Origin of the sequence: Micrococcus sp. KRD128, from assembly GCF_017168395.1 — a bacterium.
Lineage (GTDB): Bacteria > Actinomycetota > Actinomycetes > Actinomycetales > Micrococcaceae > Micrococcus > Micrococcus luteus.
On the sequence record NZ_JABFAX010000017.1, the window covers coordinates 19,459 to 29,194 of the forward strand.

General features: G+C 72.9%; 8 protein-coding genes and 3 tRNA genes. 5 read left to right on the forward strand and 6 right to left on the reverse strand.

The genetic code is table 11. The annotated features are described in order from the left end of the window. The first annotated feature begins 8 nt into the window (after positions 1-8). The 3 genes from J1M44_RS09390 (at position 9) to J1M44_RS09400 (ending at position 4,526) form a co-directional block, all read left to right on the forward strand. Positions 9-914: a hypothetical protein gene (locus J1M44_RS09390; RefSeq protein WP_206480887.1), complete on the forward strand. Its 906-nt coding sequence runs from the start codon at positions 9-11 to the stop codon at positions 912-914. 114 nt (positions 915-1,028) lie between these two features. Further along, positions 1,029-2,852 (forward strand): glycoside hydrolase family 13 protein, encoded by a 1,824-nt coding sequence (locus tag J1M44_RS09395; protein ID WP_144825058.1) that lies wholly within the window; start codon positions 1,029-1,031, stop codon positions 2,850-2,852. A 207-nt stretch (positions 2,853-3,059) separates the two neighbouring features. Further along, a complete protein-coding gene (locus J1M44_RS09400) occupies positions 3,060-4,526 on the forward strand; it encodes an amino acid permease (RefSeq protein WP_144825057.1) in 1,467 nt (488 codons plus the stop codon). Between the two features lie 83 nt (positions 4,527-4,609). Here the strand turns inward: J1M44_RS09400 and J1M44_RS09405 are convergent, their stop codons facing one another. Next, positions 4,610-6,469, reverse strand: coding sequence for a BCCT family transporter (locus tag J1M44_RS09405; RefSeq protein ID WP_144825056.1), 1,860 nt, complete (start codon positions 6,467-6,469; stop codon positions 4,610-4,612). Positions 6,470-6,670: 201 nt separating this feature from the next. Here J1M44_RS09405 and J1M44_RS09410 point away from each other — a divergent pair, with 201 nt between their 5' ends. Next, complete coding sequence (locus J1M44_RS09410) at positions 6,671-6,937, forward strand: hypothetical protein (RefSeq protein ID WP_144825055.1); 267 nt, start codon at positions 6,671-6,673, stop codon at positions 6,935-6,937. 7 nt (positions 6,938-6,944) lie between these two features. On the opposite strand, the gene J1M44_RS09415 is transcribed toward J1M44_RS09410, so the two are convergent. From J1M44_RS09415 to J1M44_RS09430, 4 genes are all read right to left on the reverse strand, one after another. Next, on the reverse strand, positions 6,945-7,559 hold the full coding sequence (locus tag J1M44_RS09415) for a cysteine hydrolase family protein (protein ID WP_144825054.1): 615 nt from the start codon (positions 7,557-7,559) through the stop codon (positions 6,945-6,947). 92 nt (positions 7,560-7,651) lie between these two features. Beyond that, positions 7,652-7,727: transfer RNA gene (locus J1M44_RS09420), tRNA-Phe, on the reverse strand. A gap of 72 nt (positions 7,728-7,799) precedes the next feature. Continuing rightward, positions 7,800-7,873: transfer RNA gene (locus tag J1M44_RS09425), tRNA-Asp, on the reverse strand. Positions 7,874-7,989: 116 nt separating this feature from the next. Next, positions 7,990-8,062, reverse strand: a tRNA-Glu gene (locus J1M44_RS09430). A gap of 125 nt (positions 8,063-8,187) precedes the next feature. Between J1M44_RS09430 and J1M44_RS09435 the strand changes: the two genes are divergently transcribed. Beyond that, a complete protein-coding gene (locus J1M44_RS09435) occupies positions 8,188-8,583 on the forward strand; it encodes a metallopeptidase family protein (RefSeq protein WP_095353590.1) in 396 nt (131 codons plus the stop codon). Between the two features lie 7 nt (positions 8,584-8,590). Here the strand turns inward: J1M44_RS09435 and J1M44_RS09440 are convergent, their stop codons facing one another. Further along, the gene (locus J1M44_RS09440) at positions 8,591-9,565 is read right to left on the reverse strand and encodes a universal stress protein (RefSeq protein WP_135019635.1); all 975 of its coding nucleotides are present in this window, start codon (positions 9,563-9,565) and stop codon (positions 8,591-8,593) included. Positions 9,566-9,736: the final 171 nt, after the last annotated feature.

Here is a 9,736-nt window from a genome sequence, read left to right on the forward strand (position 1 = left end):
AGCCCGCGATGACCCACGACGACGACGACGGCCCGCCCCCGGGTGTCGCGCGCGGCACCGCGCACCTGCGCGTCTTCCAGCCGCTGGCCGCGTTCCCGGACGCGGTCCAGGCGCGACTGATCGCCGGCGGCCACCGCACGCGCGCCGAGGTGGAGGCCGAGGCGGCCGAACGGGCCCGGCGCCGCCTGGCCCGGCCCGTGGCCGACCCGTTCCCGGAGCCCGGCGAGGACGACCTGGTGCGGGTCCTCCAGGACGAGCACCGCTCCGCCTTCTACTGCCCGGACGAGCGGGGCCTGCGCGCCGAGATGGCCGCGGCCATGCTCGAGGAGACGATGCTGCCGCGGCTGCACGAGGCCGCCATCCCGCCGGCGGCGCGGGCCATGAACCGCGGCCGCGCCCTCGTGGCGCTCGAGGAGGAGTGGGGCCTCTCCCCCGACCCGGACGCGGCGGGCGAGGACCCGCACAGCGAGGACGGCGCGTCGGACCACCACCGCGTGCAGACGCGCACCGCCACGTGGGGTGTGCCGCACGGCTGGCTCACGGTGTTCGACCCCGAGGAGCCCGTGCAGCGCCTCGTGGACAGCGAGCGCACGGCGTACCGGCGCGCCCCGATCGTGGCCGCCCGGGAGCGGGCCGGGCACGCGGCCGCGGTGCTCGCGCGGCACGCCCCGGATGCGGAGCTGATCGGCGAGCTCACGGTGATGGTGGAGTGGCTCGGCGCGTTCCACCCCGACTCGTGGGTCGAGCTGGACTACGGCGGCCTCACGCGGCACGTGTGGCCGGACGACTCCGTCTTCGACCTGTGGACGCTCATCGACGCCCTCGAGGAGGGCGACGAGGCGACCGCCGGCGTCGCGCAGGAACGGCTGAACCGTCGCTGGGCCGCCGTCGGGATGCTGGCCCGGCTGACCTGAGCCGGCCGCCGGCGCACCGGGGTGGGGCCGACCCGGGTGCTCGAGACGCACACCACGCCGCCGACGCCGCCCACGCGGGGCGCGCGCCCCGGCGTCGGGCCTAGGGTGGATCCCATGACCACGCAGCGCCTGAGCACCCCGCCCTCGGAAGCCCGGAACCGGCCCGTCACCCCGTGGTGGGTGGACGCCGTGATCTACCAGGTGTACCCGCGCTCCTTCGCGGACGCGGACGGGGACGGCATGGGCGACCTGCGCGGCGTGACCTCGCGCCTCGACTACCTGGCCCAGCTCGGCGTGGACGCGATCTGGCTCTCGCCCTTCTACCTCTCCCCGCAGCACGACGCCGGCTACGACGTCGCGGACTACCGCGCCGTGGACCCGCGGTTCGGCACGCTCGCGGACGCGGACGAGATGATCGCCGCCGCGCACGAGGCCGGCATCCGCGTGGTCGTGGACCTCGTGCCGAACCACACCTCGTCCGAGCACGCGTGGTTCCAGGCCGCCCTGGCCGCCGGCCCCGGCTCCCCCGAGCGCGCCCGCTACCACTTCGCCGAGGGCCGCGGCGAGCACGGCGAGCTGCCCCCCAACAACTGGGAGTCCACGTTCGGCGGCCGGGCCTGGACCCGCGTGACCGAGGCGGACGGCACCCCGGGCCAGTGGTACCTGCACCTGTTCGACACCACGCAGCCGGACCTGAACTGGGAGAACGAGGAGGTGCGCGAGGAGTTCCGCTCCATCCTGCGGTTCTGGCTGGACCGCGGCGTGGACGGCTTCCGGGTGGACGTGGCCCACGGGCTCATCAAGCAGCCCGGCTACCCGGACGCCGAGCACTCCCGCATGGGCATGGTCACGGACGCGGGCGAGGACGCCGACCCCACGTTCGACCCGGACACCTTCGAGCCGCTCACCCCGTTCATGGACCAGGACCGCGTCCACGAGGTCTACCGGGACTGGCGGCGGGTCCTGGACTCCTACGACCACGAGCCGATGATGGTGGCCGAGGCGTGGGTGGCCCCGCTCTCGCGCATGTTCCGGTACGTCCGCCCCGGTGAGATGCACCAGACCTTCAACTTCACCTATCTCATGGCCGGCTGGGACGCCGCCTCGCTGACCCACGCGATCGACCGGTCCTTCGAGCAGGCCGGTCGGGTCGGCGCCCCGAACACCTGGGTGCTCTCGAACCACGACACGGTGCGCCACGCCTCCCGCTACGGCCTCGCCGACCCGAGCTCCTACCCCGCCGGCATCACGGCCGAGGACGAGCAGCCAGACGAGGCGGTCGGTCGCCGTCGGGCCCGCGCCGCCGCGATGGTGGAGCTGGGCCTGCCCGGCTCCGCGTACATCTACCAGGGCGACGAGCTGGGCCTGCCCGAGCACACCACCCTCGCCGCCGAGCACCGCCAGGACCCGTACTTCTTCCGCACGGACGGCAAGGAGCCCGGCCGCGACGGCTGCCGCATCCCTCTGCCGTGGGCCGCGGACGAGCCGTCCTACGGCTTCTCGACCCCCGCGGACGACGACGGCCCCGCGTCCGCCGCCGAGGGCGTCGCCGCGCCGTGGCTGCCCCAGCCCGCGTCCTTCCGGGCGCTGGCGGCGGACCGGCAGGTCGGCGTCGAGGGCTCCGTGTTCGAGCTGTACCGGCGTCTGCTGCAGATCCGCGGCGAGCTCGACCTGGGCACGGGCACGTTCGCGTGGTCCGAGCACCACGACCCCGCACGCGGCGTGCTGGCGTTCACGGTCACCTCGGGCGGTGGCCGGCACCTGGGCTCGGGCGAGCCGATCCCGGCGCGCACCGTGCTCGTGATGGCGAACCTGTCGACCGATCCCGTCGACCTGCCCGCGGGCCATTCCCGGGCCCTGTTCTCCCTCGAGGAGGCAGAGGCCGTGCAGGACGGGCAGCTCGCGCACGACGCCGCCGCGTGGCTGCTCATGGACTGAGCCGGGCACGCCCCGGGACCCGCCGGGGCACCACAGACCTTCCGCGAGGAATCAGCGGTGGCCGAGGCCACATCATCCGGCACGGTCGGATGAACTCGACGTAACGTCCACGATGACTCGCATCACACCGGACAAAGTGGCATGAACGCTGTGTCACGAGTCACCATGGCGTGTCCTGATCCACCCCCCTTCGAGCGGAGACTTCACGTGAGCACCTCCCCCTCCGGCTCCCGCGTCGCCGAGCCCGACGCGGCCACCACGGACCGCGGGCAGCTGCACCGCGGCCTGAGCCAGCGGCACATCATGTTCATCGCCCTGGGCACGGCGGTGGGCACCGGCCTCTTCTACGGCTCGGCCGGCGGCATCCAGGCCGCCGGGCCGGGCGTGATCCTGTCCTTCCTCGTCGCCGGCGCCGCCGTGTTCCTCGTGATGCGCGCCCTCGGCGAGATGACGCTCCGTGAGCCCGTCTCCGGCTCCTTCGCCGCCTACGCCTCCCGTTATCTCGGCCCCTTCGCCGGCTACGTGACCGGCTGGACCTTCGTCTTCGAGCTGGCCGTCGTGATCATCGCGGACACCGCCGCCATCACCACGTACATGGCGTTCTGGTTCCCGGGGGTCCCGGCCTGGGCCTGGGTCGCCGCCACGATCCTCGTGGTCGGCCTGATCAACTTCACGCACGTCGGGAACTTCGGCGAGGCCGAGTTCTGGCTGACGCTCGTGAAGGTCGGCGCCATCGTGGCGATGATCTTCGGCGGTGTGATCCTGCTCTTCACCGGCGCCTCCACCGCGGACGGCACCCAAGCCAGCCTGGCGAACCTCGTGGACCACGGCGGATTCCTGCCGCACGGCATCCTGGGCGTGCTGACCGCGCTCACCATCGTGACGTTCTCCTTCGGCGGCATCGAGACCCTCGGCGTGGCCGCGGGCGAGGCCAAGAACCCGGAGAAGGTGCTGCCCAAGGCCATCAACACGGTGCCGATCCGCATCCTGTTGTTCTACGTGCTGACGATGGCGGTCATCATGGCCCTCGTCCCCTGGAACCAGGTGGACGGTAAGGCCAGCCCGTTCGTGCAGATCTTCGAGGGCCTCGGCGTCCCCTTCGCCCCGCACCTGCTGAACTTCGTGGTGCTCACGGCCGCCGTCTCCGCGATCAACGCCTGCATCTACGCGTCCGGTCGCCTGCTCTACGCGATGGCCCACGACGGCCAGGCGCCCCGGGCCTTCACCCACACCAACCGCGGCGGCGTGCCGTGGCTGTCCGTGGCCGTGACGCTGGGCGTGATGGTGCTCGGCGCTGTGCTGATCACCGTGGACCCGAACGCCTTCAGCCTGGTGGCCGGCGTCGCCTCGTTCGCCGTGGTGCTGACCTGGGCCATGATCTTCCTGTCCCACCGCGCCATGCGCAGGCGCGTCGCGGAGCAGGGCGCGGAGCCGTCCCCCTTCCCCATGCCGCTGGGCGGCGTCGGCACCTACCTGGGCCTGGCGTTCGTGGCCACCGTGGTGATCACCATGGCCACCATCCCGGATTCGCGCCAGGCGCTCATCATCGGTCTCGTGTGGGTCGCGGTCCTGACCCTCGCCTGGTTCGTCACGGGCACCCGCACGTCGGCCGCGGCCCACAACCGCACCGGCACCCTGCCGGTGGTCCGCACCCGCCAGTCCCACGAGGACTGACCCCCCACGACGACGACGGCCCCTGTCCCGCGCGGGACAGGGGCCGTTCTCGTCGGGGCCGGGAGGGCGCCCGGGGGCGGACGTCAGTGCTCGTGGCGGCGCAGCCGGGTGCGGCGAGGCCCCTCCGAGGCCGGGACGCCGGCGGCCACATCGGCGATCCGCTGCTGGTGGTCCCGACTGAGCGAGGCCCACCACTGCGAGGCCGCCACGGGGCCGGAGTCGACCACCTCGTCGTCGTCGGACTCGAGGCCCAGGCGGTCCTTGATGGAGGCCAGCATGGCCTGGCGGCGCACCGCCTCCACCCGCGCTACGGAGTAGCCGAGCGAGCGGAACGTGGCCAGGCAGATCAGCAGCATCATCACGGAGAACGGCAGGCCGATGGTGATGGCCAGGACCTGGATCGCGGACAGGCCGCCGGCGGCCAGCAGGGCCGCGGCCATGAGCGAGGTGGCGATGGCGAAGAAGATCTTCACCGTGGCCTTCGGGTTCACGTCGCCGCCCGTGGCGAGCATGCCCATCACGAGCGAGCCCGAGTCGGCGGAGGTGATGAAGAAGATGCCCGAGAGGATGATGGCGCCGACCACGAGCATCGTGCCCGCGGGCAGCTGCTCGAGCACCTGGAAGAGCGCGGTGTTCGAGTCGATGGCGCCGTCCGCGCCCACCACGGAGGTGTACCCGGCCGGGCGGGTGGTCTCGAGGAAGATCGCGGTGCCGCCCAGGATGCCGAACCAGACCACGCCCACCAGGGTGGGCACCAGCAGCACGCCCGCGATGAACTCGCGCACGGTGCGACCGCGCGAGATGCGGGCGATGAAGATGCCGACGAACGGCGTCCAGGACATCCACCAGCCCCAGTAGTACGCGCTCCAGCCGGCCTGCCACGCGTCGCCCTCGGCGCCGTAGAACGCGGAGACGTTGAGCGAGTTCGCGAAGAAGTACTGCATGTAGGAGCCGAGGGACTGCACCATCTCCTTGAACAGGAACGCGGTGGGTCCCACGATCGCGATGAACAGCAGCAGGCCGGCGGCCAGGATCAGGTTGGTGTTGGACAGCCACTTCATGCCGCGCTCCACGCCGGAGACCACGGTGTAGAGCACCACGCAGGTGACCGCGCCGATCATGGCGTACTCGAGCCAGGGGCTGTCCTCGGGCACGATGCCCAGCGCGCGCAGGCCCGCGGACATCTGGGTGACCCCGAGGCCCAGCGAGGTGGCCACGCCGAAGACGGTGCCGATGAGGGCGATGTTGTCGATCAGGTGGCCCCAGCCGCCGCGCACGCGGCGCTCGCCGATCAGCGGCTCGAAGGCCCAGCGCAGCGCGAGGGGACGGCCGCGCCGGTGGATGGCCAGCGCGACCGCCACGCCCACCACCGCGTAGATCGCCCAGGGCTGCAGGCCCCAGTGCAGGAACGTGGTGGCCAGCGCCGACTGGGCGGCCTCCGCCTGGGTGGGGTTGGCGGCCGCCACGTCGGGCCGCGGATCGGTGAAGTGCATGAGCGGCTCGGTCATGCCGAAGAACACGAGGCCGATGCCCATGCCCGCCGCGAAGAGCAGGGAGAACCAGGACAGCGTGGAGAACTCGGGCTTCTCATCGGGCTTGCCCAGCGTGATCCCGCCCTTGCGGGAGAACGCGAGGTAGCCGCAGAACAGCACGAAGAACAGAGCGACGAGCGCGTACCACCACGAGAAGTTCGTGATGATGGCCTGCTGGACCAGGCCGATGCCCACGGTCATCTGGTCGGGGGCGAGCAGCGTGGCCCCCACGAAGGAGAGCACGATGACCGCGGAGGGCCAGAACACCCACGGCAGCAGGACGCGGTCGCGGGCGGCCGCGGCGGAGGTGGCAGGGGCGACGCCGGCGTCGGGGGCGGTCGCCGAGGACGGATGGTTCCCGGGTTGCTCGGGGATCATGGGCTCGGTCGAGGGCGGTGTCGGATCGCTCATCCTCCCGACCTTACGTGGTCCCGCACGCCGGCTCCCTGCCTGAGACGCGGCCGAGTGGACGGTCTCACCCGGTGGGGTGACCGCGCCCACGGCCCCGGCGCGGGCGTCCCCTGGTGAGGCGTGGGCGGCCTCACTAGGGTGTGGGACACCACGACGACGGCGGCGCCGGACGGGCCCGCCCGCGAGAGGAAGGACCGCACCATGACCGACGTCCCCTTCGAGGACCGCGAGGACGAACGAGAGCTCGAGACGGACCTGCTCGCCGATCCCAACGCCGCCGGCGACCCCGCGCCGCAGGACGGCCGCGACGGCCAGCCCGTGCGCGGCGGCTCGGACGACCCGCAGCACCGGGCCGGGGAGGGACGTGCCCCGGACTCCCTGCGCAATGCGGAGTCCGCCGCCATGCACATCGAGGAGGACGCCCAGGACCGCACGCGTGCGGACGAGGGCGACGTCGAGATCCTGTGACCGCCCCTCAGCCCCGGTCGGGGACGAGGCCGGTGCGCAGGAGGGTGAGTGCCTCGTCCTGCCCGAGGAGCGGCTGACGCATCTCGTCGCGGAGGAAGTCGAGCATCGCCGAGGCCAGCGCCGGCTCTTCGGAGGCGATCGCGTCCGTCGCGATCGCGGCGTGGAAGTCGAGGGCGAACGCGGCCGTGGCGGTCTCGGCGATGCAGCTGTGGGTGGAGACGCCGCACAGCAGGAGCCGATCCACCCCGCGGCCCCGCAGCTCGGCCGCCAGTCCCGTGCCGTGGAAGGCGGAGTCCCGGGTCTTCACGACCTCGACGGCGTCCGGGGCGGCCGCCGCGACCCCGTCGAGCAGAGCCGCCTGCCGGGTGCCCGGGAAGGCGAAGCCCTCGCCGTCGGCCAGCATGTTCAACGTCCACGTGGAGCGGTCCCGCGCGTGCTCGGTCCGCACCAGGAAGACGGGACGGCCGGCCTCGCGGGCGGTCCGGAGCAGTTCCACGACCGCCGCCGTCAGCTCGGCCTGATGGGCGGCCAGCGCGGGATGCTCGAAGTAGCTGTGCTGGACGTCGATCACCACGAGCGCGGTCTCGCCACCGGTCGCGCGGGCGGAGAGGGAATCGGCCATCGACCCAGTGTCCCCACCGGGTCGCCGCCTGTCAGCGGCCCGTCGCCCCGGACGACGAAGGCCCCCCGCGTCTGCGGGGGGCCTTCTCGAAGTGGTGGCTCCGACCGGCGTCGATCCGGTGACCTTACGATTTTCAGTCGTACGCTCTACCAACTGAGCTACAGAGCCCGGCGACCTTCGTCACCAGGACCATGCGTCACCGGACTCCGTTTCCGAATGCCGGTGATCGGACGATCCGAGCGACCCTGACGGGACTTGAACCCGCGACCTCCGCCGTGACAGGGCGGCGCGCTAACCAACTGCGCTACAGGGCCATGTTCTGTTGTTCTCGCCGCTTTCGCAACGAGTGGAAACTCTAGCAGAGCCTCCGAGCGTCGTGCAAATCCACGTTCCACGTGCCGTTCCGGCCGCCGAGGGCTGCCGTTCTGCGTACCCCCAACGGGATTCGAACCCGTGTCGCCGCCGTGAAAGGGCGGTGTCCTAGGCCTCTAGACGATAGGGGCAGGTCCGATGTCGAGATTCCCGAGGTGGACCCTGGGAGTCTATGGTGGCCGCACACCCTCCGGCAAGTCCGGCCGCCGGCCGGCCGCCCTCCGCACCGCGGAGCCCCGCACCCCCAGGAGCCGCCGTGGACCACCGCCCGTCGCCCGAGCAGCCCGCCGCCACGTGGATGAGCGAGCAGGAGTTCGACGACGCCGTCTCCGCGGCCCTCACCCGCATCCCGGACGAGCTGGCCCGGCTGCTGACGAACGTCGTCGTGGTGGTGGAGGACGAGTACGAGCCGCAGCGCTGGGAGGACCCGGCCACCGAGCTGTTCGGCCTCTACGAGGGCGTGCCGCTGACCGAGCGCGCCGAGCTCGCGTGGCAGATGCCGGACCGGATCGTGGTGTTCCGCGGCCCGCTCACCCGCCACTGCACCTCCCGCGCCGAGCTCGAGGACGAGATCACCGTCACCGTCATGCACGAGGTGGGGCATTTCTTCGGCATCTCCGAGGAGCGCCTCCACGAGCTCGGCTGGGGCTGAGCGCCGGTCAGGACTCCGGCTGGTCCTGGACCGGGCCGAACGAGGCGCGGCGGCCGAGGCGGACGTCCTCGCGGAACGGGACGACGAGCACCGGGCCCTTCGCGTGGTCCGCGACTCCGCGGCTCGTGGAGCCGACGATCGCACCGGCGAAGCCGCCCAGACCGCGCGTGCCCACCACGGTGAGGCGGGCGGTGGCGGTCTGGTCCACCATCACGTCCACGGGGGTGCCGTCCACGAGCTCGGTGAGGACCTCGAGGCCGGGGAACTCGGAGCCGATCCACGCGGCGCCGGCGTCGAGGCGCTCGCGCAGCTCCCGCTCGCGGGCCTCCTCGTCCAGGCTGACGGCCAGCCACGCGGCGTTCGCGCCCAGGGGCGGGACGGCGCACACGAGCTTCAGCGGCGCCTGGCGGAGGCGGGCCTCCTCGGCGGCCTCGAGAGCGGCGGCACGGCCCTGCTCGGAACCGTCGACGCCCACCACGACGGCGGTCCTGTCCCCCGCGCGGCTGGCCTCGACCCCGGCGGGGATGAGGGCGACGGGGCAGTGCGCATGGCCGGGCAGCGCGGCGGCCACCGAGCCGAGCAGACGGCCCATGAAGCCGCCGCGGCCGCGCGCGCCCGAGACGAGCAGGGAGGCCTCGGCGGAGAGCTCCACGAGGACGCCGGCCGCGTCACCGATCTCCACGCGCAGCTCCGGACGCACCCCGTCGGCGTCGAGCTTGCCGGCGACCTCCTCCAGGAGCGCCTGCACGCCCTCGCGGAGGCGGGAGTCGTCCAGGACGGCGCCGCCGGCGTCCGCGCCGTAGCCCCAGTACGCGGGGATCGAGTAGGCGGTGACGAGGGTCAGCGGCTCGCCGCGCAGGCCGGCCTCGCGCTGGGCCCAGCGGGCGGCGGAGACGGACTGGTCGGAGCCGTCCACACCCACCAGGACGCCGAGCGGTGCATCCTCGCGGCGGGGGGCGGCGGGCTGGGTCTGGGCGGACATGGCGACCTCCTCGAGTCAGACTCGACGGGCCCCGGGCGGACCCGGCCGAGTGCCTCCAGTCTACGCCTCGGGGCCCGGGACGAGTCCCGTGATCCCGGGCGCGGCACCCGCGGGGAAGCCGCGTGGATCCTCCGCGAGCCGGGCCGGGAAGGCTGTCTCTTATACACATCT

Excerpts from the sequence above, each read along its gene's own strand:
- J1M44_RS09410 (WP_144825055.1), top strand. The coding sequence starts at position 6,671 with ATGACCGACGTCCCCTTCGAGGACCGCGAGGACGAACGAGAGCTCGAG.
- J1M44_RS09415 (WP_144825054.1), bottom strand. The coding sequence starts at position 7,559 with ATGGCCGATTCCCTCTCCGCCCGCGCGACCGGTGGCGAGACCGCGCTC.
- J1M44_RS09440 (WP_135019635.1), bottom strand. The coding sequence starts at position 9,565 with ATGTCCGCCCAGACCCAGCCCGCCGCCCCCCGCCGCGAGGATGCACCG.
- J1M44_RS09395 (WP_144825058.1), top strand. The coding sequence starts at position 1,029 with ATGACCACGCAGCGCCTGAGCACCCCGCCCTCGGAAGCCCGGAACCGG.
- J1M44_RS09390 (WP_206480887.1), top strand. The coding sequence starts at position 9 with ATGACCCACGACGACGACGACGGCCCGCCCCCGGGTGTCGCGCGCGGC.
- J1M44_RS09405 (WP_144825056.1), bottom strand. The coding sequence starts at position 6,469 with ATGAGCGATCCGACACCGCCCTCGACCGAGCCCATGATCCCCGAGCAA.